18 protein-coding genes, 1 tRNA gene and 1 riboswitch are annotated in these 23394 nt (G+C 41.2%); of the genes, 13 read left to right on the top strand and 6 right to left on the bottom strand.

All coding sequences use genetic code 11. From position 1 onward, the window contains the following. The first annotated feature begins 223 nt into the window (after nucleotides 1-223). From rpsU to C9J41_RS14880, 7 genes are all read left to right on the top strand, one after another. The gene (gene rpsU, locus C9J41_RS14910) at nucleotides 224-439 is read left to right on the top strand and encodes a 30S ribosomal protein S21 (RefSeq protein ID WP_005301411.1); all 216 of its coding nucleotides are present in this window, start codon (nucleotides 224-226) and stop codon (nucleotides 437-439) included. Nucleotides 440-470: 31 nt separating this feature from the next. Then, nucleotides 471-914 carry a GatB/YqeY domain-containing protein gene (locus C9J41_RS14905; protein WP_005369839.1) on the top strand — a complete coding sequence of 148 codons (444 nt, stop codon included), beginning with the start codon at nucleotides 471-473 and terminating at the stop codon, nucleotides 912-914. Between the two features lie 133 nt (nucleotides 915-1047). Then, nucleotides 1048-2805: a DNA primase gene (gene dnaG / locus C9J41_RS14900; RefSeq protein ID WP_107207650.1), complete on the top strand. Its 1758-nt coding sequence runs from the start codon at nucleotides 1048-1050 to the stop codon at nucleotides 2803-2805. Nucleotides 2806-2897: 92 nt separating this feature from the next. After that, nucleotides 2898-4748 carry an RNA polymerase sigma factor RpoD gene (gene rpoD / locus C9J41_RS14895; protein ID WP_005369841.1) on the top strand — a complete coding sequence of 617 codons (1851 nt, stop codon included), beginning with the start codon at nucleotides 2898-2900 and terminating at the stop codon, nucleotides 4746-4748. 199 nt (nucleotides 4749-4947) lie between these two features. After that, nucleotides 4948-5023, top strand: a tRNA-Ile gene (locus C9J41_RS14890). Nucleotides 5024-5591: 568 nt separating this feature from the next. Beyond that, nucleotides 5592-7004, top strand: a complete 1413-nt coding sequence (gene pykF, locus C9J41_RS14885; RefSeq protein ID WP_005369842.1) for a pyruvate kinase PykF — start codon at nucleotides 5592-5594, stop codon at nucleotides 7002-7004. A 363-nt stretch (nucleotides 7005-7367) separates the two neighbouring features. Next, the gene (locus C9J41_RS14880) at nucleotides 7368-7991 is read left to right on the top strand and encodes an FCD domain-containing protein (protein ID WP_107247482.1); all 624 of its coding nucleotides are present in this window, start codon (nucleotides 7368-7370) and stop codon (nucleotides 7989-7991) included. A gap of 319 nt (nucleotides 7992-8310) precedes the next feature. Here the strand turns inward: C9J41_RS14880 and ilvN are convergent, their stop codons facing one another. The 6 genes from ilvN to C9J41_RS14850 all read right to left on the bottom strand — a co-directional run bounded on the left by ilvN (nucleotide 8311) and on the right by C9J41_RS14850 (nucleotide 15943). After that, nucleotides 8311-8808, bottom strand: coding sequence for an acetolactate synthase small subunit (ilvN, locus tag C9J41_RS14875; protein WP_005369845.1), 498 nt, complete (start codon nucleotides 8806-8808; stop codon nucleotides 8311-8313). Then, entirely contained in the window at nucleotides 8808-10526 is a 1719-nt protein-coding gene (locus tag C9J41_RS14870; protein WP_107207648.1) for an acetolactate synthase 3 large subunit, read from the bottom strand. Before C9J41_RS14870 ends, ilvN begins: the two co-directional genes overlap by 1 nt. A gap of 326 nt (nucleotides 10527-10852) precedes the next feature. Then, nucleotides 10853-12676 carry a long-chain fatty acid--CoA ligase gene (locus C9J41_RS14865; protein ID WP_107207647.1) on the bottom strand — a complete coding sequence of 608 codons (1824 nt, stop codon included), beginning with the start codon at nucleotides 12674-12676 and terminating at the stop codon, nucleotides 10853-10855. 350 nt (nucleotides 12677-13026) lie between these two features. Beyond that, nucleotides 13027-13980, bottom strand: a complete 954-nt coding sequence (gene leuO / locus C9J41_RS14860) for a transcriptional regulator LeuO (RefSeq protein ID WP_107207646.1) — start codon at nucleotides 13978-13980, stop codon at nucleotides 13027-13029. A 324-nt stretch (nucleotides 13981-14304) separates the two neighbouring features. Continuing rightward, nucleotides 14305-15423, bottom strand: coding sequence for an MJ1255/VC2487 family glycosyltransferase (locus C9J41_RS14855; protein ID WP_107207645.1), 1119 nt, complete (start codon nucleotides 15421-15423; stop codon nucleotides 14305-14307). A 10-nt stretch (nucleotides 15424-15433) separates the two neighbouring features. Beyond that, on the bottom strand, nucleotides 15434-15943 hold the full coding sequence (locus C9J41_RS14850) for a phosphatase PAP2 family protein (protein WP_107207644.1): 510 nt from the start codon (nucleotides 15941-15943) through the stop codon (nucleotides 15434-15436). A gap of 508 nt (nucleotides 15944-16451) precedes the next feature. On the opposite strand from C9J41_RS14850, the gene leuA reads away from it, so the two are divergent. From leuA to thiB, 6 genes are all read left to right on the top strand, one after another. Next, nucleotides 16452-17996: a 2-isopropylmalate synthase gene (leuA, locus tag C9J41_RS14845; RefSeq protein ID WP_107292654.1), complete on the top strand. Its 1545-nt coding sequence runs from the start codon at nucleotides 16452-16454 to the stop codon at nucleotides 17994-17996. Nucleotides 17997-18059: 63 nt separating this feature from the next. After that, nucleotides 18060-19148, top strand: a complete 1089-nt coding sequence (leuB, locus tag C9J41_RS14840) for a 3-isopropylmalate dehydrogenase (protein WP_107207643.1) — start codon at nucleotides 18060-18062, stop codon at nucleotides 19146-19148. A 14-nt stretch (nucleotides 19149-19162) separates the two neighbouring features. Then, nucleotides 19163-20605, top strand: a complete 1443-nt coding sequence (gene leuC, locus C9J41_RS14835) for a 3-isopropylmalate dehydratase large subunit (RefSeq protein WP_107294730.1) — start codon at nucleotides 19163-19165, stop codon at nucleotides 20603-20605. Between the two features lie 15 nt (nucleotides 20606-20620). Next, entirely contained in the window at nucleotides 20621-21223 is a 603-nt protein-coding gene (gene leuD, locus C9J41_RS14830; RefSeq protein WP_107207641.1) for a 3-isopropylmalate dehydratase small subunit, read from the top strand. A 140-nt stretch (nucleotides 21224-21363) separates the two neighbouring features. After that, entirely contained in the window at nucleotides 21364-22146 is a 783-nt protein-coding gene (locus C9J41_RS14825) for a DUF547 domain-containing protein (RefSeq protein ID WP_107290974.1), read from the top strand. Between the two features lie 27 nt (nucleotides 22147-22173). Beyond that, nucleotides 22174-22287: riboswitch (TPP riboswitch) on the top strand. 113 nt (nucleotides 22288-22400) lie between these two features. Further along, complete coding sequence (gene thiB, locus C9J41_RS14820; protein ID WP_173425485.1) at nucleotides 22401-23390, top strand: thiamine ABC transporter substrate binding subunit; 990 nt, start codon at nucleotides 22401-22403, stop codon at nucleotides 23388-23390. Nucleotides 23391-23394 lie beyond the last annotated feature (4 nt).

Below are 23394 nucleotides of genomic sequence, written 5' to 3'. Positions count from 1 at the left end.
TAAATGAAAAATCGGTATAGTTTCAATAACAACCGATAACTCAAATAGGGTTAGGAAGTACTAATTAAGGGGCATGTTACCGTTGTTGACATAAATTAACCAGTTCATAGACGTAGAATGCTTTACAAATGCCCCCAGATCAGATTAGAATTTCGCACCATTTTTAATCAGCTGACACTTTGAACGTCAGCTTTAAATAGAATCACTCTGAGGTGAGTATTACATGCCAGTAATCAAAGTACGTGAAAACGAACCGTTTGACGTAGCACTACGTCGTTTTAAGCGCTCTTGCGAAAAAGCAGGTATCCTTTCTGAAGTTCGTCGTCGTGAGCACTTCGAAAAGCCAACAACTGTACGTAAGCGCGCTAAAGCAGCGGCAGTTAAGCGTCACCTGAAGAAATTGGCTCGCGAAAACGCGCGTCGCGTTCGTCTGTACTAATCTTTAGATTTTAATACAGAAGGATCGCGTAATGACTCTAATTGAACGTCTTAAAGACGAACAAAAAGCGGCGATGAAGGCGAAGGATAAACCTCGTCTTGGCGCTATCCGTTTAGTTCTTGCAGCAATTAAACAACGTGAAGTTGACGAAAAGATCACTCTTAACGACGACGACGTGTTGGTTGTATTAACAAAAATGGTTAAGCAACGTCGTGACTCTGTAGCTCAATATGAAGCTGCAGGCCGTCAAGACTTAGCTGATGTCGAGCATGCTGAAATCAGTGTTCTAGCCGAGTTTATGCCTCAACCACTAACTGAAGAGGAAATCTCTGCGTTAATGGATGAAGCTATTGCTGCGACTGGCGCTGCCACTATGCAAGACATGGGCAAAGTGATGGGCGTACTGAAACCGCAAATTCAGGGTCGTGCCGATATGGGGATTGTTAGCAAGTTAGTGAAAACTAAACTAGGTTAATCACTCTCCTATTCAGCGACAAGCCGTGCTATCCTTTTGGGATGCACGGCTTGTTCGTATCTGATTGAGCGAGAACTCCACACACTCCAACAACAATCTTCTTTCATTTCACTATCAGGTTATTTGCTTTCTTATGGCAGGAAAAATACCACGCTCATTCATTGATGATCTTATTTCTCGACATGACATTGTCGATGTCATTGATGCGCGGGTAAAACTCAAAAAACAAGGCAAAAACTTTGGTGCTTGTTGTCCTTTCCATAATGAAAAAACACCCTCTTTTTCTGTCAGCCAAGAAAAGCAGTTTTACCACTGTTTCGGTTGTGGTGTGCACGGTAACGTCCTTGATTTTGTCATGGAATTTGATCGCCTTGATTTTGTTGATGCGATTGAAGAATTAGCTTCACAGCTAGGTTTGGAAGTGCCACGTGAAAACGATGGCAATAACACCCAACGTGGACCAAAAGCCGCTGACAAACGTAATTATTATGAATTGATGGGCCAAGTTTCACAGTTTTACCAATCTCAACTTCGTACCAAAGAAGGTGAAATTGCTATCGATTACCTCAAAGGTCGTGGCTTATCCGGTGAAATCGTAAAGAAATTCTCTATTGGGTTTATTCCTGATCAATGGGACATGGTACGTAGTCGTTTTGGCAGAGATAATGAATCGCAAAAAGCACTTGTCAACACAGGTATGCTGATCGAAAACGATAATGGTCGTCGTTATGATCGCTTCCGTGGCCGAGTGATGTTTCCGATCCATGATCGACGTGGACGAGTCATTGGTTTTGGCGGTCGTGTGTTAGGCGATGGCACCCCAAAATACCTCAATTCACCAGAAACCGATATTTTCCATAAAGGTCGTGAGTTATACGGCTTATATGAGGTGTTACAAACTCACCGTGAACCAAATAAAATCATGGTGGTTGAAGGCTATATGGATGTCGTCGCGTTAGCGCAATTTGGTGTTGATTACGCCGTAGCGTCACTCGGTACATCAACCACAGGCGATCATATTCAAAGTCTGTTTCGTCAAACTAGCACAGTTGTGTGTTGTTATGATGGCGACAGAGCAGGACGAGACGCTGCATGGCGAGCAATGGAGCAAGCGCTGCCGTATTTAACAGATGGTCGCCAACTTAAATTTATGTTCTTGCCTGACGGCGAAGATCCTGATTCATGTATTCGTGCTGAAGGCAAAGACGCCTTTGAACAACGTGTTGATGAAGCGATGCCATTATCAGAGTTTCTCTTCAACAGTTTAATGCGACAAGTCGATACCACCAGCCGCGAAGGGAAAGCGAAACTTAGCACCCTCGCCGTTCCCCTGATCGATAAGGTCCCTGGTGGCACGCTCAGGCTATACTTACGTGAACTGCTTGGCAAAAATTTAGGGTTGCCTGACGAAGCCCAGCTTCAGCAACTAATATCAATGCATGGCAAAACATCAAAACCTGTGGGCCAAGTACAAATCAAGCGAACACCAATGCGAGAAGTGATCGCATTATTGATTCAGCACCCTCATTTTGTCACTCACCTTGAGTTTGACATGGGTGCATTTGAAAATATTGAATTATCAGGCTTAAATTTATTGCTATCGATAGTTGATAAATGCCGAAGTAATCCCAATATTAGCACTGGACAGCTTTTAGAACACTGGCGCGGTACCAAGAATGAAGCCACAATGGCTCGTCTTGCTGCGTGGGTATTACCGTTGTCGAAAGATGAAGACAACAGCTTAGATGTATTTTTAGACGCAATGGACAAAATTATTGATCAGTGCGTCAAACAACAAATTGAACAGTTGCAGACTAAATCGAGAACTGTCGGCTTATCAGTCGAAGAAAAGCAGGAATTACAGTTACTATTACTGAATCGTCCTGTTTAATAAGTAGTCAACAATTAAGAAATTTGTTATAATTAACGGTTTGCAACTCTGCATACTAAATTATCACTCAGACCCGAAGTTGGATACCGTCTATGGAGCAAAATCCGCAGTCACAGCTAAAGTTACTTGTTGCGAAAGGCAAGGAACAAGGCTATCTGACCTACGCCGAAGTAAATGACCACCTACCAGAAGATATTGTTGATTCTGATCAGGTAGAAGACATTATTCAAATGATTAATGACATGGGTATTAAGGTAGTTGAAACTGCCCCTGATGCCGATGAACTCATGATGACTGAAGATAATGCCGACGAAGACGCCATTGAAGCAGCGGCGCAAGCATTATCAAGCGTAGAAAGCGAGATCGGCCGCACGACAGACCCTGTACGTATGTACATGCGTGAGATGGGTACGGTTGAACTACTTACTCGTGAAGGCGAAATTGATATCGCAAAACGCATTGAAGATGGTATTAACCAAGTTCAATGCTCTGTCGCTGAATACCCGTCTGCAATTGCTCACTTACTTGAGCAATTCGATAAAGTTGAAGCTGATGAGCTTCGCCTAACTGATATTATTTCAGGCTTTGTTGATCCTAACGAAGAAGCAACAGCTGCACCAACTGCAACGCACATTGGTTCAGAGCTAAGCGAAAGTGATCTTGAAGACGAAGATAAAGATCTTGAAGATGACGAAGACGCTGAAGATAGCGATGAAGAAGAAGATGACGGCAGCATCGATCCAGAGCTTGCTCGTGAAAAATTCTTAGAGCTACGCCAAGCCTACGATAAAATGGCGTTAGCAATTGAAACAAACGGTCGTCAAAATGCGACGACTGAAGTTGCAGTTGAAGAGTTATCTGAAGTATTCAAGCAGTTCCGTCTGATCCCTAAGCAGTTTGACCGTTTGGTTAGCTCACTACGTGATTCTATGGATAAAGTACGCACCAACGAGCGTCTTATCATGCGTATGTGTGTTGATAACAGCAAAATGCCGAAGAAAACTTTCGTTTCCTTATTTGCAGGTAACGAGTCAAGCCAAGATTGGATTGATGAAGCGCTAAATTCTGGCAAACCTTATGCTGAGCGCTTAAAAGCATACGAAGAAGATCTTCGTCGTTCTTCTCTTAAACTACGCATGCTAGAAGAAGAAACGGGTCTTTCTATCGAGCGTATTAAAGACATCAGCCGTCGTATGTCTATCGGTGAAGCAAAAGCGCGCCGTGCGAAAAAAGAGATGGTTGAAGCAAACTTACGTCTGGTTATTTCTATCGCGAAGAAGTACACCAACCGTGGTCTGCAGTTCTTGGATCTAATCCAAGAAGGTAACATTGGTTTGATGAAAGCCGTTGATAAATTTGAATACCGTCGTGGTTACAAATTCTCAACTTATGCGACATGGTGGATCCGTCAGGCAATCACACGTTCAATCGCAGATCAGGCACGTACCATTCGTATCCCTGTTCACATGATTGAAACCATCAACAAACTGAACCGTATCTCTCGTCAGATGCTTCAGGAGATGGGGCGTGAGCCATTACCAGAAGAATTGGCTGAACGCATGCAAATGCCAGAAGACAAGATCCGTAAGGTATTGAAGATTGCTAAAGAGCCAATCTCAATGGAAACCCCAATTGGTGATGATGAAGATTCACATTTAGGTGACTTCATTGAAGATACCACGCTTCAATTACCAATGGATGCAGCAACAGCAACCAATCTACGTGCAGCGACAAACGATGTACTTGCAGGCTTAACACCACGTGAAGCTAAAGTACTACGTATGCGTTTCGGTATTGATATGAATACTGACCACACGTTAGAAGAAGTGGGTAAACAGTTTGATGTAACGCGTGAGCGTATTCGTCAGATTGAAGCAAAAGCGTTACGTAAGTTACGCCACCCAAGCCGTTCTGATGTGCTACGCAGTTTCCTCGACGAGTAAACTTAAGCATTCAAAAAAGCGAGCCTAGCGCTCGCTTTTTTGTATCTAAAACAATGCATACAATCAAATAACAAAGTCACTTATTTGATTTATTCTGCAAATATTTCGAATAGAAGACTAACTGTTGAAAAAGCAAACAAAATCCTAGCCTTAATCGCTAGACAAGGGCAAATCCATCCCCTATAATTTGCCCCATATTGGCCCCTTAGCTCAGTGGTTAGAGCAGGCGACTCATAATCGCTTGGTCCCCAGTTCAAGTCTGGGAGGGGCCACCAAACATAGAAAGGCAGAAAAGGTTAATCCTTCTCTGCCTTTTGTTTTATCTACAGTCTTTCAGATTCAGATCACAAAAGCCATTATTGTGATTTCATCAATTACTTTGATAATTATTCACCACAACAGAATATGTTACAGCCTAAAGACAATATTAAATAACCCTTCAAGTCTTGATAAATAACAATACTTTATTTTTATTTTTCAGCATAATCATCATCGTTACGTCACATAACAATGAGACGATTTTGACTCTTAACTCTAAGTGCAAATCATAAGAGTTCTGCTATAATGTTGCGCTCGTTAAACTCATATCCAATAAACTGTTTGATATTATTAATTAATGCAAGTATCAAGATCTAACCAACGATAAGTAACAATAAAAATTTGTACTGTCACTTTATCAAAGCGCCAACGTTTTTATAAAGTAATGTTTATCGAGTTTTTTATTACAACCATCGTAGTAACTATTCTCTCATTTAGGATGTAGTGACACAGCAATCAGATGAGAACATTGGTTCTATGATGATAATTTCCCCTTGGGTAAAAGTTCGTCTGGAGAGACCCTCAATGAAAAAGACCAAGATCGTATGTACGATTGGACCTAAAACTGAATCTGTAGAAATGCTTACTAAACTAGCTAACGCTGGTATGAACGTAATGCGTCTTAACTTCTCACACGGTGACTTCGAAGAGCACGGCCAACGTATTCGTAACCTACGCGAAGTAATGGCTAATACAGGCAAAGAGCTAGCAATCCTGTTAGATACTAAAGGCCCTGAAATCCGTACAATCAAACTAGAAGGCGGTCAAGACTTCTCTCTAGTAGCTGGTCAAGATTTTACATTTACAACTGACACTTCAGTTGTAGGTAACCAAAACTGCGTTGCAGTAACTTACCCAGGTTTTGCTAAAGACCTAACAAAAGGTAACACTATCCTAGTAGACGACGGTCTAATCGAAATGGAAGTGTTAGAAACAACTGATACTGAAGTTAAGTGTAAAGTACTTAACAACGGTGACTTAGGCGAAAACAAAGGTGTTAACCTACCTGGCGTTTCTGTAAAACTGCCTGCGCTTGCTGAAAAAGACAAAGCTGACCTTAAGTTCGGTTGTGAGCAAGGTGTTGATTTCGTTGCTGCATCTTTCATCCGTAAAGCTGAAGACGTACAAGAAATCCGTGCGCTTCTAACCGCTAACGGTGGCGAAAACATCCAAATCATTTCTAAGATCGAAAACCAAGAAGGTGTTGATAACTTCGACGCTATTCTTGATGCATCTGACGGTATCATGGTTGCTCGTGGTGACCTAGGTGTTGAGATCCCAGTAGAAGAAGTAATCTTCGCTCAGAAGATGATGATCGAGAAGTGTAACCGCGCACGTAAAGTTGTTATCACTGCAACTCAAATGCTTGATTCTATGATTAAGAACCCACGTCCAACTCGCGCAGAAGCGGGCGATGTTGCTAACGCAATCATGGATGGTACAGATGCAGTAATGCTTTCTGGTGAGTCAGCTAAGGGTAAATACCCAATTGAAGCTGTCACTATCATGGCGCAAATCTGTGCACGTACTGATTACGTTGTTAAGCCAGAGCTAGGTTCTCGTCTAGATAGCCCTCGTCTACGTATCACTGAAGCGGTATGTAAAGGTGCAGTAGATACAGCTGAGAAACTAAACGCTCCGCTAATTATCGTTGCTACTGAAGCTGGTAAGTCAGCTCGCTCTGTACGTAAGTACTTCCCAACAGCACGCATTCTTGCTGTAACAACAAATACTAAGACAGCAGCTCAGCTATGTCTTTCTAAAGGTGTTACACCTGTTGTTGTTGATTCAATTGAAAGCACTGATGCATTCTACCTACGCGGTAAAGAGCTAGCGCTTGAAACAGGTCTTGGTGCTAAAGGCGACATCGTTGTTATGGTTTCTGGTGCTCTAGTCGCTTCAGGTACTACAAACACAGCATCTGTACACGTACTTTAATTCGCACCTACAGATGTACAAAAAGGAGCTCTTGTGGCTCCTTTTTTATTTTATTCTCTTAACACCTTAAACATCCTCCCCCTTAAGGTGCCCCTTTTAATCTTAACAATAAATACGTGATAGCCCTTACTTTAGGGAATGCGACATCATTATGTTAGCCATCACTTATATGATACCCCTTCTATAAATGATCAAATAGCACCTAAAATGTTTAAGCAATAAACAAACCAATGTATACTTTAGTCTCAAATTGCTAATAAATTCATATATAACAAGACGATAAATTCTCAATAATAATAATAACGAGAATTTAAGAAGCTGAAGAGGATTGACGTGTCTAGCCCGACTTTAACGAATCAGGTTATGGAGATCATCCGACAAGATATCTTGCTCGGTAAACTGACTCCAGGCCAAAAGCTCGTTGTTGCTGATCTTAAAGAGCGATACAACGTAGGCGCATCTCCAATTAGAGAAGCCTTAGTACAATTATCATGGAAAAAGTACGTTAAATTTGCACCACAAAAAGGATGTTGGGTCGCCCCCGTTTCAATTGAAGAACTACAAGATCTTTTTAGTGCTAATAATGTTATCTCTCGAGAGCTACTAACACGTGCGATCACACAAGGTGATGAAGCTTGGGAACTCAATATCTTAACGACCTATCACAAACTCAGTCGCTTAGATCCAGCACTTGATGACACTGATTTATCAGAATGGGAGCAACGACATAGTGATTTTCATACCGCTATTTTAACCAGTACCAACTCTCCTGTAATGCTTGATATCTATAATGATATCTATGATCAAATAAAACGTTATCGTCATATTTGGGTGAGTAAAACACGACAAGCTGAAGATCGTTACAACGATCAAGGGGAACACGAAGCCTTAATGAAAGCAGTCCTTGATCGTGATATAGAGCTCGCACAGAAAATCATGCAGACCCACTTTGAAAGAGCGGTTGATGATATAAAAAACCACCTCTAACCTTTTCAATACTAAATAAAAAGCTCGTTAATACAATTAACGAGCTTTTTTGATTACCAGCCAAAGATCTCTTTATGGTGGGTGTTTAACAGTAATACAACTAACAAAAAGTAAATTGCACTCACTTTACAGCCTAAAATAACGAGAATAGCTGTGGTTAATCGGACCAAAAATTGCCGCAGCATCGCTTACCTCATATGGTATAAGCGCTTCCCTGCCTTCTGCTCCTTACTAAAGGTTAGTCGATATCTATGTATTAAAAAACAAAAGCCGATTGCTTATTACGACAATCGGCTTTGTTTATAAGTGCGCTATAAAATTACGCCTTTAATGCACGCTCTCCTCGAGCCATGCCTACTACGCCACTTCGAGCGACTTCAATAATTTCTGTCGCTTCACCTACTGCCGCTAGAAATGCATCAAGTTTTTCACCTGTACCGATTAATTGAATCGTATAAATTTGGCTTGTCACATCAATAATCTGTCCACGGAAAATATCTGCAGTACGTTTAACTTCTGCTCGCGCAAAACCACTTGCTTTGACTTTGGTAAGCATTAATTCACGCTCAACATGCTCTGATTCAGTAATGTTACTGACTTTTAAAATATCAATCAGCTTATGAAGGTGTTTTTCAATTTGCTCATAAGCCGATTCATTTTTCACATTGGTCGTGATATTCAAACGAGACAATGTTGGATCGTCAGTCGGCGCAACAGTAAGTGACTCGATATTGTAACCACGTTGAGAAAATAGTCCCACCACACGAGATAATGCGCCCGGTTGGTTTTCAAGTAATACTGAAATAATTCTACGCATTATGTTCTCTCCGTCTTGCTTAACCACATCTCATTCATTGCACCACCACGGATAAGCATTGGGTAAACATGCTCTGTTTCATCAACACTGATATCAATAAAGACTAATTTATCTTTTAGTGCTAACGCTTTCTCTAGTTCACTTTCTAATTTATTAGGATCTGAAATTCGCACACCGACATGGCCATAAGCTTCAGCGATAGCCGCAAAATCAGGCACAGAGTCCATGTATGAATGAGAGTGGCGACCTTGATAGATCATATCTTGCCACTGTTTTACCATGCCTAGGAATCGGTTATTTAAGTTAATAATCTTAACTGGGATATCATATTGCAGCGCCGTAGATAGCTCTTGAATATTCATCTGAATACTGCCATCACCAGTTACACACACCACTTCTTCATCAGGCAAAGCAAACTTCACTCCCATCGCAGCAGGCAAACCAAAACCCATCGTGCCTAAACCACCAGAGTTAATCCAACGACGTGGCTTATCAAACGGGTAATAAAGCGCGGCAAACATTTGATGCTGACCAACATCAGAAGAGACATAAGCTTCGCCATTCGTTAAGCGGTGAAGCACTTCAATGACTTGCTGTGGTTTAATACGATCGCCATCAGTGTCATAACTTAAACATTCACGTTCACGCCACGATTCAATTGATTGCCACCATTGCACGATCTCTTGTTGATCATTTTTAACTTCATGCTCTTTCAATAATTTAAGCATGCTATTTAATACGGTATCCGCCGATCCCACGATAGGAATATCTGCTGATACGGTTTTAGATATTGATGAAGGATCAATATCTATGTGCATGATCGTTGCGTCAGGGCAGTACTTTTCTAAGTTGTTGGTCGTACGATCATCAAAACGCACCCCAATACCAAATATAAGATCTGCGTTATGCATTGCCATATTCGCTTCATAAGTGCCATGCATACCCAACATACCTAAACACTGTTTATGTGTACCAGGGAATGCCCCTAACCCCATCAGGGTATTTACAACAGGAATGTTTAATGACTCAGCAAGCTCAATCAATTGCTCGCTACACGATGACATGATGGCACCGCCACCGACATACAATACTGGCTTTTTCGCAGATAATAGCGCTTTAACACCACGTTTAATTTGTCCTTTATGACCTTGGGTCGTCGGATTATATGAACGTAAGGAAATCGATTCTGGATATTGATATGGATATGCTTCAGCAGGGTTTAACATATCTTTAGGGATATCAACCACAACAGGACCTGGACGGCCTGTAGATGCTATATAGAAGGCTTTTTTGATGATTTCAGGGATGTCTTCAGGTTTGGTTACAAGAAAGCTATGTTTAACGACTGGGCGTGAGATCCCAACCATGTCACATTCTTGGAATGCATCGTTACCAATTAAGCTACTCATTACCTGCCCTGATAACACGACCATAGGAATTGAATCCATATAAGCCGTTGCAATACCAGTAATAGCATTCGTTGCGCCAGGACCAGAGGTCACCAGTACAACACCTACATCACCCGTGGCACGCGCATAGCCGTCTGCCATATGAACTGCAGCTTGTTCATGACGAACAAGAACATGTTCAATATCGCTTTTCTCATGAAGGGCATCGTAGATATCAAGAACAGAGCCACCAGGGTAGCCGAATATATGCTTAACGCCTTGATCGATCATAGAACGTACGATCATATCAGCGCCGGACAACATCTCCATATTTTGTCTCCAGGTCGATGAAACATAGTTAGGGCTTATTTTTAGCCTAATAAACGCCATGAATAATTCATGCTATGTATACTGCGCAATGCCATAACAACACACAGTTACCTGCAACAACTTTAACGCTTTTGCAGCATTTGAATCTAGAGGAAAAGTCGACTTTGATTTTAAAATCTTAAAAATTGCTGTTTTATGACTTTTTACAGGTCAATAAAACCATCTAGGCACATTAATAACCACTGCATAGTTTTATTGCCAAATATGTTACTGGATAAAATAAAAAAGGAGCCATAACGGCTCCTTAATTTATTAAAAATAAAACATTACTTGTCTTTATGAGAGGCCTTTTTATGGCTTTCCTCATACATATGTTCAATTTCTTTGTGATAACGATCTTGAATCACTTTTCGACGAAGTTTTTGAGTCGGCGTTAACTCGCCTTTGTCCATCGAAAATGATTTAGGTAACAATGTAAATTTTTTCACTTGTTCAAAACGTGCTAAATCTTTTTGTAGCTCCACCACACGCTTTTCAATCAACTCGACAATTTGGCTATGTTTGATCAGCTCTAAACGGTCTTTGTATTTGATATTTAATTCGCGTGCATGTTCTTCAAGCGTTTCAAAACACGGAACAATCAAGGCTGATACAAACTTACGAGTATCAGCAATCACAGCTATCTGCTCAATAAAGTGATCTTTACCTATCGCACCTTCAATCACTTGCGGTGCAATATATTTACCACCAGACGTCTTCATTAACTCTTTAATACGATCTGTGATAAACAAGTTACCTTGATCATCAAGATAACCCGCATCACCGGTTTTCAAGAAGCCATCTTCAGTGAAATTTTTCGCGGTTTCTTCTGGCATATTGTAATAGCCACGCATAATCATTGGACCACGAACTAAAATTTCATTCTGCTCGCCAATTTTAACTTCAGCACCAGGCATTGGCATACCAATAGAGTCAGGGTTATAACAGCTGTCATCCCAACAAGAAACCGTCGCTGTGGTTTCTGTCATGCCGTAACCTAACTTAACGTTAATTCCAATCGCATGAAAAAAGCGTCCAATGCCCGCATCTAATTTCGCACCACCACATGGCATAAATTTAATATTACCACCGAGTACTGCCTGTAGTTTAGATAGCACCACTTTCTCGGCTAACGCATAAGACTTCTTCAATAACCAAGATGGCTCACGGCATTCTTGACGGGCAGCAGACATCTTAGCGCCCATGTTCACCGCCCAGGTAAATATCATTTTGCGGTGTAAGGGTGCGCGAGAGACTTTATCGTGAATACCTGAATAGATTTTTTCAAATACACGAGGAACCGCTGACATATAGTGCGGTTTCACCGTGATTAATGCTTCTTTTAATTTATTCGTATCTGATAGGTAGCAATTTACAACACCACGATGTAGTGCGTAAAACGTCCATGCGCGTTCAAAGACATGCGATAACGGTAAGAAGCATAATGACGTATCACCTTCATCTAATGCTAAACGTTGATCATGTGCTTCAATCTGAGAAGCAATATTTGCATAGTCTAACATGACCCCTTTCGGCGTACCGGTTGTACCCGAGGTATAAATCAGTGTGATCAGATCATCCATTTGTTTTTCAGCTAAACGAGTATCAAGTTCTAACTGATACTCACCACTTGCTTGCTTAACAAACTCATTATAATGACACGCCAATGGATGTTCTGGGATCGTGACATCGTCAGACAATGCAACAATGCGTTCAAGCTGAGGACATTGCGCTGCAATTTCAACAGCCGCATCCATTTGAGCTTGCTCGCCAACAAAAAGTACTTTTACACTTGCGTCTTGAAGAATATAAGCCGCTTGCTGCGCTGTACTTGTTGGATAAATAGGAACGGTAATACAACGATTGTATAACGCGGCAAAATCAGCAACAGTCCAACGAGGCATATTGTTTGCGAATATGCCAACTTTATCTTGTACTTGTAAGCCTTGGCACAATAATGCTAAAGCCAGTTGCTGAATTTGCTCACCAAAACAATTCCAACTAATATCTTGCCACTCACCATCGACTTGATGACGTAATGCAGGCTTATCACCTAAGCGAGAAACTTGACTGCGAATGCGGTGAACAATATGAAAATCGTGTTGTGCCATAAGTACTCTATTTTTTTAGCTTACACTTGTAAGCTTATTCGAGATATGCAGTCTACAATTCAGCCTATAAAAAGCCAACCATAATGCACATAAAATTATATTTCCCAACGCTTACCCGCTACTCTACGCCTTGTGAATAAAGGCTATCAAACGACTTTTTAATCAAAAAGCAAAAGTGTAAGAATCTATAAATAACATGGTTGAAGAACGAAAAAATCAACCTTATTTCACGTTGCGGCATTATTCATATTGCGAAACAGCAGACAACTCTTACCACTATAATATCGATAGCTTTTAACCAAAAAAGGTCAGCAATTGTGCTGACCTTCACGTTTATATCATGGGGTTTATTACGTTAAATCGCCACAAATTGTCATTAGCTGATCTCGCATCCAGATATTGCCTTTATCCTTTTGTGTAGATTCATGCCAACTTAGGTAACCGCTAATTTTGTTATTCGCAAAGGGAAGCTCTAACACTTTTAAGTGTAGGTTATCAGCCACAGATTCTGCTAACCAACGAGGCGCTACCGCTATTAATTCAGATTGACCGACCACATACATGATATTGCTTAAACTCGCACCTTGATAAGCTTCATTGTAACTGTGCGCTTGATTGTAAATATGATCGGCAAAACCTTTAATTTCAGGGTTCGTTTTTAATACGGCGTGCATTTCATGATTAAATTCAGCTTCAGAAATACTGTCATGTAAACGGGGGTGATTTCCAGATGCGATAACAACAAGTTCATCACTGAATAATTCTGTGCTACAAAAACCTTGTTCATCAAAGCGTACATAATCAATCACAAAATCAATTTCTTGATAACGCAATTTCTGTGCTAATCCGGCTTCAAATTCTGCTTCAAGTTGAAGACGTAAATGAGGAGCTTGGGAGTGCATTTCTTTTAAAATCTGAGGTGCAAAACGTATGTCTGAGGGGCTGCAAATTGCCAACTTAAAAGTACGGCTAGATGTCATTGGATTAAAGATAGAACATGGCAACTCATTCTTCACTAATTGCAGTGCTTGGCGAAGTGGACCAAACAATTGTTTTGCGCGTTGCGTGGGTTGAATACCGCGACCATGACGAATAAATAGCTCATCATTAAACATTACTTTAAGGCGCGCAACTGCATTACTTACCGCAGGTTGTGACATACCTAGATTATGTGCAGCGCGAGTAATGTTCTGCTCTTGCATTACGGCGTCAAAAACAGTTAATAAATTAAGATCAACACTACGTAATGTTGATTCCATTGAGTAACTTTCTGTTGGGAAAACTGACGCTGTTTTACGTGTCATATTATGCCTCTAAATTTATGAGTTCATCGGCACGTCCTATGCCTTCAGTAACTTAGAAGCTTAATTATTGCTTCTAATCTAAACCCGCTTGATTTGGGATGAGACCAGTATTATCCAAACAAATTGATGAGACTAATAATAGAATATAAGTGATTATGAAGATTGTATGAATTAATCCACATTCAGAAATATAAACATTAAAAAATCATAATCTTAAATCAAACATAAAATAAATAAAAAAAGATATGAATAAAATTTTAGACCTTTTTTTAAGGTGAAAAGCGATAACAAATTCAAGAATAATCAGTAATTTTTTCTATTAATTCATTTCACCAATGATTTAATAAGCGAAGGTGTTGTCGTAATATATTGGCTTTCAGGGTAATGCTCAGACATTGCTTCAGCAACTGATTCTGGAAACTCGACTTGCTGCCATAACTCTTCTTTTAGCGTATCAAGATCATGCCACTCCTTATTAAGTAACCACTTACTAACTTCACTTGCGACATCTGGGATTTTAACCCGCCCAACACTCTCGCTATCAAGCCAAACTCGCATCGTCGTCACATCTAATGATGGAGTAACATGCGCTAATCCCATCATCGCTAACGTCGCAACATTACTACTTTGTTCAAATTGCCCTTGGAGTGGTTTTAACAATAATTTTTTCCCTAGAGAAATGGCCTCTGAAGGCAGTTCAAAACCACCGTTTGCCACAACACCTTTACAGCAATGTAAATGGTGATGAAAACCCTCTCGACTTAATGGTTTCAACTGCACGTTTTGCCATTGTGATTTACTCTCAATATCGGGGTGATAACAAACAAAATTCACTTGCTGGAAATGAGAGAGTAAATCGGTAATTTGAGAAAGTGACTCAAAGGGTAAATACACCAAAATAAATGGTTTTTGCTGACAACTTGGTGTATCAAAACAAGGAATAATTGGCGGTAATATTGGGCAGTTAAAATGGTGCCAATGCAGACCAATTTGATATTGAGTCGGAGCAAAATAACGTGTAAGTAATCGATCAAATACGCTTTCATTCGCTTTTGGCACATCATGCAGGAAAGCAGCTTGATGACTTAACGAGAGACTGGGCACTTTCTGCTGTTTTGCAGCCCATGCCGTAATGGGCTCAAAATCATTCAACACAAAATCATAACGAGATAAATCTAACGTTTTCACCTCTTGTCGAAATTGCCGTAAATTAAGCTGATGCCATGTTTTTAACCGTTGGATACAGCCTTGTTCGGTAACGAAAGTCAACCCTTTTCCCAATTGATAATCACCAAAGCAGGCCATATCAAAAAACTTATCTCTTTCTCGCCCTGAAAAATAATAATCAACCTCACAATCTAATCCATCAAAAGCACGTGCCATTTCACGAGCTCGAGAAATATGGCCATTACCCGTACCTTGGATCCCATAAAGTATTTTCATTGTATGTTCCTTACAAGATATAACCGGCTAATTCGAAACAAGCAAAACCTAATAATGCGCCAGCAATGATATCGCTAAGATAATGTACCCCCAGCAATACACGGGAGAAGCCAATGCAGCTTGCCCATAGCCACACCATTTCACTATACGAAGGATAAAAGCTTGAAATTAAGGCGGCCATCATAAAAGCCGCCGCAGTATGACCTGATGGCAAGCTATAGCGATCTGAGGGTTTAATAAAGGAGGGTAAACTAACCGGACGACTGCGTTTAAAGCTGTTTTTGAGCAACCAATACAATGGGAGTTCAATCAAAAACATCAACAAACCATAAAAAATGAAAGCCCCCCCCTGTTGTTGATCACCCCACCATATGAGCAAGCCAATCATGGCATATAAGTGACCATCACCGGTTCGTGAAACAATACGGCTAATTTTAGCCAATGGAATATTAAATCGATGACAGAGACATAGCGTTGAAAACGCATAATCAAAACGCTGAATAGGGGTAAGTAATGTCATCATTGTTCTCCTTTTTATAACTATCACTAGGATAAAAAGGACTTGTGACAACAAGGTGAAACTTCAAAGGAGAGTCAGTGACAATCTAGAAGAAAAGAGAATTACGTAAATTGTTAATAATTTGACAACTATTTATCATTAAATGTTATTGCCCTACCATCTCTGTTTTTTTCCCTTATTTATGGAAAAACATATCGCAATAATTAAAAATCAATTAGTTACCGCCATAATTGTAAAATAAACGTAATTATTGGTTGACCTTTGACCTGTCTATTTGGTATTCATTTGTTAATCAACTTTATATAAGTGTGTATAAAATGAAAAAACGTTTCTCTTTACTCCTTAGCCTCCTCCTTATCGTGACTTAAATCGCGCGGGTTGCTTTTGAGTGGGAAACGCCACTAAAGATTTTAAAACCCGCGCAACTTGCGCGGGTTTTTTCATATAACGACTAGCGCAAGTGAATGCGAACTAACCTGTAACGGTAATAGATTAAAAGGAAGTAGCAATGAAAGATCAGGTCATTATTTTCGATACTACGCTACGTGACGGTGAACAAGCGTTGTCGGCAAGCCTTACCGTAAAAGAAAAGCTACAGATCGCATACGCATTAGAACGTTTAGGCGTTGATGTGATTGAAGCAGGCTTTCCTGTTTCATCCCCTGGCGATTTTGAGTCAGTACAAACCATCGCGAAACACATCAAAAATAGTCGTATTTGTGCTTTATCACGAGCAGTAGCAAAAGATATTGATGTTGCGGCAGAGTCATTGAAAGTCGCAGAAGCTTTCCGCATTCATACCTTTATTTCAACCTCAACCGTTCACGTCCAAGACAAGCTACGTCGTAGTTATGATGATGTCATTGATATGGGTATCGCAGCAGTAAAACGAGCACGTAACTATACTGATGATGTTGAGTTCTCATGTGAAGATGCGGGCCGTACACCAATTGATAATCTGTGCCGCATGGTAGAAGCCGCTATCGATGCGGGCGCTAACACCATTAATATCCCTGATACCGTAGGCTACACCCTGCCGAGCGAATTTGGCGGCATTATCACTCAACTATTTAACCGCGTTCCAAATATCGATAAGGCAGTGATTTCTGTTCACTGTCACGATGATTTAGGCATGTCTGTTGCCAACTCAATGGCGGCCGTTCAAGCGGGTGCTCGTCAGGTAGAAGGAACCATTAATGGTCTAGGTGAGCGTGCAGGTAACTGCTCACTAGAAGAAATTGCGATGATCATCAAAACGCGTCAGGAGTTACTGGGCGTAACAACCAATATCAAACACGATGAAATTCACCGTACCAGTAAAATGGTTAGTCAGTTGTGTAATATGCCAATTCAAGCCAATAAAGCGATTGTTGGTGCTAATGCCTTTAGTCACTCATCGGGTATCCACCAAGATGGGATGCTAAAAAATAAAAACACCTATGAAATCATGACGCCTGAATCGATTGGCCTTAAAAACCAAGCACTAAACCTAACCAGTCGCTCTGGTCGTGCGGCAGTTAAAAGTCACATGGATGCATTGGGCTACACCGAGAAAGAGTATAGCCTAGATAAACTGTATGCTGATTTCTTAAAACTGGCTGATCGAAAAGGCCAAGTGTTTGATTATGACTTAGAAGCACTGATGCATTTTTCTAATCTTCGTGATGAAGATGACTACTTCAAGCTGAACTACCTAAGTGTTCAGTCGGGTAGTGTGATGGCCACCACCAGTATCAAACTATTGTGTGGTGACGAAGAAAAATGTGAAGCGGCGGTCGGTAATGGTCCTGTCGATGCGTTATACCAGTGTATTTACCGCCTAACAGGTTATGACATTGTACTGGATAAATTTGATTTAACTGCAAAAGGCGAAGGCGAAGACGGCTTAGGACAAGCTGATATCATCGCTAATTATAAAGGCAGAAAATACCACGGAACGGGCTTAGCAACCGATATTGTAGAAGCGTCTGGTCAAGCGTTACTGCACGTTATCAATAGCATTCACCGTGCAGATCAAATTGAAGAAATAAAGCAGCGCTCAGCAACTCACTAGTTGATAACGCTTACAGCGACTCACGAATTTATACTTTTAAACAATTATGGAGAGCAAGATACCATGGCTGGTTCTTACAATATTGCAGTTTTACCCGGTGACGGGATTGGTCCAGAAGTGATGCAACAGGCACATAAAGTGCTAAATGCAATCGAGGCTAAATTTAATCTAACCTTTAATCGTACAGAATATGATGTAGGTGGTATTGCTATCGATAATCATGGCTGCCCACTACCTGATGCTACTCTAAAAGGCTGTGAACAATCCGATGCCGTATTATTTGGCTCTGTTGGTGGCCCTAAGTGGGAACATCTAGCACCTAACGATCAACCTGAACGTGGTGCTCTTCTACCACTTCGTAAACACTTCCAATTATTTTGTAATCTGCGTCCAGCTCAAATTCACCGTGGCTTAGAGAAGTTCTCTCCGCTACGCGCTGATATTTCAGAGCGTGGTTTTGATATTGCTGTTGTGCGTGAGCTCACTGGCGGTATTTACTTTGGTCAGCCAAAGGGCCGCGAAGGTGAAGGCGCACAAGAAAAAGCGTTCGATACTGAAGTCTACTACCGCTATGAAATTGAACGTATTGCAAAAATTGCGTTTGAATCAGCTCGCTTACGCAGCAAAAAAGTCTGCTCTATTGATAAAGCTAACGTCCTACAGAGCTCTATTTTATGGCGTGAAGTCGTAGAAGAAATCGCAAAAGATTACCCTGATGTGACGTTAACTCATATGTACATTGATAACGCGACCATGCAGCTGATCAAAGATCCTTCTCAATTTGATGTCATGCTATGTTCAAATATCTTCGGCGATATCATCTCGGATGAATGTGCAATGATCACAGGTTCTATGGGTATGTTGCCTTCAGCTAGCCTTAACCAAGATAAGTTTGGTATGTACGAGCCTGCCGGCGGTTCAGCACCGGATATTGCAGGTAAAAACATTGCAAATCCAGTCGCGCAGATCCTATCAGCAGCACTGATGCTTCGTTACAGCCTAGGTGAAGAAACAGCAGCGCGTGCTATCGAACAAGCGGTATCACAAGCGCTGGAAGCTGGGGAGTTAACTGCCGATCTTGCGAGTGATAAGCCTGCACTCACCACCAGTGAAATGGGCGATAAGATCGCAGCCTACATTCAACAAGCATAAGGGAGCATTGAGCAATGTCGAACACTAATAATAACGCTTCAGCTTCACCTAAAACGCTTTATGAAAAAGTTTACGATTCCCATGTTGCCGTTGCAGCAGAAGGGGAAAACCCGATCTTATATATCGACCGTCACCTTGTACATGAAGTGACATCCCCGCAAGCTTTTGATGGCTTGCGTGAGAAGGGTCGTAAAGTGCGTCAAGTATCAAAAACATTCGCCACGATGGATCACAACGTTTCTACCCAAACTAAAGATATCAATGCATCGGGGGAAATGGCACGTATTCAAATGGAAACACTGGCAAAAAACTGTGAAGAGTTTGGTGTCACCCTGTATGACTTAAACCACAAATATCAAGGCATTGTACACGTCATGGGACCTGAGCTGGGTATTACTCTGCCGGGTATGACCATTGTTTGTGGTGACTCACACACCGCGACTCACGGTGCCTTTGGTGCACTGGCCTTCGGTATTGGTACCTCGGAAGTAGAACATGTCTTAGCCACCCAAACCTTAAAACAATCTCGTGCGAAAACCATGAAGATTGAAGTTAAAGGTAAAGTAGCTGAAGGCATTACAGCAAAAGACATCGTCCTTGCCATCATTGGTAAAACAACCGCAGCTGGCGGTACTGGCTATGTGGTTGAGTTCTGTGGCGAAGCCATCACAGACCTTACAATGGAAGGTCGTATGACCGTTTGTAATATGGCGATTGAACTAGGCGCTAAAGCAGGTTTAATTGCACCGGATCAAACGACCTTTGATTATATTAAAGATCGTGAATTTGCCCCGAAAGGCGCAGATTTTGATGCCGCAGTAGAATACTGGACATCATTGAAATCCGATCCGAACGCCGAGTTTGATGCCGTTGTAACGCTCGATGCTAAAGACATAAAGCCACAAGTGACATGGGGAACAAACCCAGGTCAAGTGATTGCCGTTGATGAGCCAATCCCTGCCCCTGAAAGCTTTAACGATCCCGTTGAAAAAGCCTCTGCAGAAAAAGCATTAGCTTACATGGGACTAGAAGCTGGCAAAGCCCTGTCTGATTTTACTGTTGATAAAGTCTTTATCGGTTCATGCACTAACTCACGTATTGAAGATATGCGCGCAGCAGCAGCCATTGCCAAAGGGCGTAAAGTTGCCGCTAACGTACAAGCTTTAGTCGTTCCTGGCTCAGAGCAAGTGAAAGCACAAGCTGAAAAAGAAGGGCTTGATAAAATCTTCATTGAAGCAGGCTTCGAATGGCGACTACCCGGTTGTTCAATGTGTCTGGCAATGAATAACGATCGCTTAGGTCCCGGTGAGCGTTGTGCGTCAACCAGTAACCGTAACTTTGAAGGCCGTCAAGGTCGTGATGGGCGTACTCATCTAGTTAGCCCAGCCATGGCAGCAGCAGCGGCATGTGCCGGACATTTTGTTGATATTCGCCAACTAGATGCCGCATCGGTGTAACAAAAGGATTTGAACATGACAGGTTTTAAACAACACACAGGTTTAGTTGTACCGCTAGATACGGCAAATATTGATACCGATGCGATTATTCCAAAACAGTTTTTGCAGAAAGTAACTCGAACTGGATTTGGTAAGCACCTTTTCCATGATTGGCGTTTTCTAGATGATGCAGGCGAGCAGGCAAACCCTGACTTTATTATGAACGCCCCTCGCTACCAAGGCGCGAGTATTTTACTGGCGCGTGAAAACTTTGGTTGTGGCTCTTCTCGTGAACATGCACCGTGGGCGCTTGCTGATTACGGTATCCAAGTTATGATTGCGCCAAGCTTTGCCGATATTTTCTATGGTAACTCGATCAATAACCAAATGGTGCCCGTACGTCTCTCTGAGCAAGACGTTGATACTTTATTTAAGTATGTCGATGAAAATGAAGGCGCACAGATCACGGTTGATCTTGAAAAAATGATCGTCAGTGCGGATGGTAAAGAGTACACCTTTGAAATTGATGAATTCCGTCGTCACTGCCTATTAAATGGCTTAGACAATATCGGTTTGACACTGCAACACGAAGATAAAATTACAGACTTTGAAAACCGTATTCCTCGCTTCTTAGCGTAATCGTACATCATCTGAAATCGGACGCCCTGTTTAATATAAACAGGGCGTTTTTATTTAAAATATCAAAAAGATAATGAAATTAGCCAATACTTATTACGGTCTTAATCAATATTGTTACTTATTATATTAATAGGAAAAATATGCGTATTGTTATTGCCACTTGGCTGCTGTTATTCACTCTGCCGATCTTTGCTGCGCCAAAATCCGAACTCTGGTCATATTGGCAACCTCATGATCCTAAAAACACAAACAAGATCAGTCATCAAGATTGGCAGCAACTACTCGATAAATATCTTGTCATTCAACCGGATCAAACCTTATTTCGTTATAACCAAGTATCAAGTGCAGATAAACAAAAGCTAGCAACTTATATTAAGCGACTCAGTGCCCAAAATCCTCACCGTTATAATCGTAATGTTCAATTTGCCTATTGGGTTAATTTATATAACGCCCTAACCGTTCAATTAATTATTGATAATTACCCTGTAAAATCAATCACTAAACTTGGAGGTTTATTTAGCTTTGGGCCATGGGATCAAACCATTATTACCATTAATAATAAAAAGCTAACTTTAAACGATATTGAACATCGGATCTTACGCCCTATCTGGCAAGATCCTAGGATCCACTACGCAGTCAACTGTGCCAGCCTCGGTTGCCCTGATTTACTGCCTAAAGCGTTTAATAGCGATCGATTAGACTCCCAGTTAGATCAAGCTGCAACACGTTTTATTAATAGTGAAAAAGCAATAAAAATAACAAAAAATGGCATCACACTGTCATCTATCTATGATTGGTATCAAGCTGATTTTGGATCGTTAATTGAGTTACAACAACACCTTAATCATTATCGTATTACGCCTAACCTACAATTCACTCAGATCCATTACATCTATAATTGGCAACTTAATCAGAAGCTATAACTTCGATACAGTTGCAGGTACAATAGTCTGTTCTCATTGGGGAGCCATTTGGCTGAGATTGTTAGGCATACGTGCTTTATAGCAGGACCCATTGAACCTGAACCAGGTAATGCTGGCGTAGGAATTGAGATGCTCGAACATGCTTTCGAGCTCGCTGACCATTGCATGATGCAACAGCACTCAAACCTGTGCCGCTCTCTCTTTCAATTTTTGTCCCAAGGATGCAGGACATCTCGGAGCGCATAGTGAAAAAAATAAACACTCTTCTTCCCCTAATCTCTCTGTCATTAGTTGCAAGCTCAGCTTTCGCCTCAGACAATACTCTTAATGTTTATACCTACAGCTCCTTTGCTTCCGACTGGGGTCCTGGTCCTGTAGTAAAGAAAGCGTTTGAAAAACAATGTAATGGTTGTACGGTCAATTTTGTTTCTTTAGAAGATGGCGTATCGATTTTAAATCGCGTTCGTCTTGAAGGGAAAAACAGTAAAGCAGATGTGTTATTAGGGCTAGATAACAACCTAATGACAGAAGCGAAAAATACCGGCCTATTAGCAAAAAGTGATGTTGATACCAGTAAGCTCACGCTTCCTAAAGGTTGGAGTGATGATACTTTCATCCCTTATGATTACGGCTATTTTGCCTTTGTGTATGACAGCGATAAACTGAAAAACCCACCAGCGAGTTTAGATGCTCTGATCAAAGATCAAAATATCAGCGTTATCTATCAAGATCCTCGTACTTCAACCCCAGGCCAAGGTCTTATGTTATGGATCAAATCGGTCTACGGTGATAAAGCCCCTGAAATGTGGCAGCAACTAGCGAAACACACAGTGACCGTCACTAAGGGCTGGTCTGAAGCCTATAACATGTTCTTAAAAGGCGAATCAGATATGGTGCTTTCTTACACCACATCACCGGCCTATCACATCATTGCTGAAGACAAACACCAGTACAAAGCGGCTAACTTCAAAGAAGGCCATTACATGCAAGTTGAAGTGGCAGCAAAAATGAAAAATAGCCCACATCCAAAGCTTGCCGATCAATTTATGCAATTTATTGTAAGTGATGCTTTTCAGTCACAAATCGCTACTCACAACTGGATGTATCCAGTAACAAAGCAAAGCCTACCGAAAGGTTTTGATGAACTCACCGTACCAAGCAAAGCACTTGAATTTAGTGCCGACGAAGTGGCAACGCATCGCAAAGCCTGGATCCGAGAGTGGCAGCAAGCCCTCACTCAGTAATGGT

This window comes from Photobacterium sp. GB-50 (genome assembly GCF_003026755.1).
Lineage (GTDB): Bacteria > Pseudomonadota > Gammaproteobacteria > Enterobacterales > Vibrionaceae > Photobacterium.
The sequence above is the reverse complement of the archived record's forward strand: the minus strand, read 5'-3'. Positions and strand labels throughout refer to the sequence as shown.

What these genes read in the sequence shown, in the direction of transcription:
- rpsU (WP_005301411.1), top strand. Translation starts at nt 224, where the DNA reads ATGCCAGTAATCAAAGTACGTGAAAACGAACCGTTTGACGTAGCACTA.
- C9J41_RS14905 (WP_005369839.1), top strand. Translation starts at nt 471, where the DNA reads ATGACTCTAATTGAACGTCTTAAAGACGAACAAAAAGCGGCGATGAAG.
- dnaG (WP_107207650.1), top strand. Translation starts at nt 1,048, where the DNA reads ATGGCAGGAAAAATACCACGCTCATTCATTGATGATCTTATTTCTCGA.
- rpoD (WP_005369841.1), top strand. Translation starts at nt 2,898, where the DNA reads ATGGAGCAAAATCCGCAGTCACAGCTAAAGTTACTTGTTGCGAAAGGC.
- pykF (WP_005369842.1), top strand. Translation starts at nt 5,592, where the DNA reads ATGAAAAAGACCAAGATCGTATGTACGATTGGACCTAAAACTGAATCT.
- C9J41_RS14880 (WP_107247482.1), top strand. Translation starts at nt 7,368, where the DNA reads ATGGAGATCATCCGACAAGATATCTTGCTCGGTAAACTGACTCCAGGC.
- ilvN (WP_005369845.1), bottom strand. Translation starts at nt 8,808, where the DNA reads ATGCGTAGAATTATTTCAGTATTACTTGAAAACCAACCGGGCGCATTA.
- C9J41_RS14870 (WP_107207648.1), bottom strand. Translation starts at nt 10,526, where the DNA reads ATGGAGATGTTGTCCGGCGCTGATATGATCGTACGTTCTATGATCGAT.
- C9J41_RS14865 (WP_107207647.1), bottom strand. Translation starts at nt 12,676, where the DNA reads ATGGCACAACACGATTTTCATATTGTTCACCGCATTCGCAGTCAAGTT.
- leuO (WP_107207646.1), bottom strand. Translation starts at nt 13,980, where the DNA reads ATGACACGTAAAACAGCGTCAGTTTTCCCAACAGAAAGTTACTCAATG.
- C9J41_RS14855 (WP_107207645.1), bottom strand. Translation starts at nt 15,423, where the DNA reads ATGAAAATACTTTATGGGATCCAAGGTACGGGTAATGGCCATATTTCT.
- C9J41_RS14850 (WP_107207644.1), bottom strand. Translation starts at nt 15,943, where the DNA reads ATGACATTACTTACCCCTATTCAGCGTTTTGATTATGCGTTTTCAACG.
- leuA (WP_107292654.1), top strand. Translation starts at nt 16,452, where the DNA reads ATGAAAGATCAGGTCATTATTTTCGATACTACGCTACGTGACGGTGAA.
- leuB (WP_107207643.1), top strand. Translation starts at nt 18,060, where the DNA reads ATGGCTGGTTCTTACAATATTGCAGTTTTACCCGGTGACGGGATTGGT.
- leuC (WP_107294730.1), top strand. Translation starts at nt 19,163, where the DNA reads ATGTCGAACACTAATAATAACGCTTCAGCTTCACCTAAAACGCTTTAT.
- leuD (WP_107207641.1), top strand. Translation starts at nt 20,621, where the DNA reads ATGACAGGTTTTAAACAACACACAGGTTTAGTTGTACCGCTAGATACG.
- C9J41_RS14825 (WP_107290974.1), top strand. Translation starts at nt 21,364, where the DNA reads ATGCGTATTGTTATTGCCACTTGGCTGCTGTTATTCACTCTGCCGATC.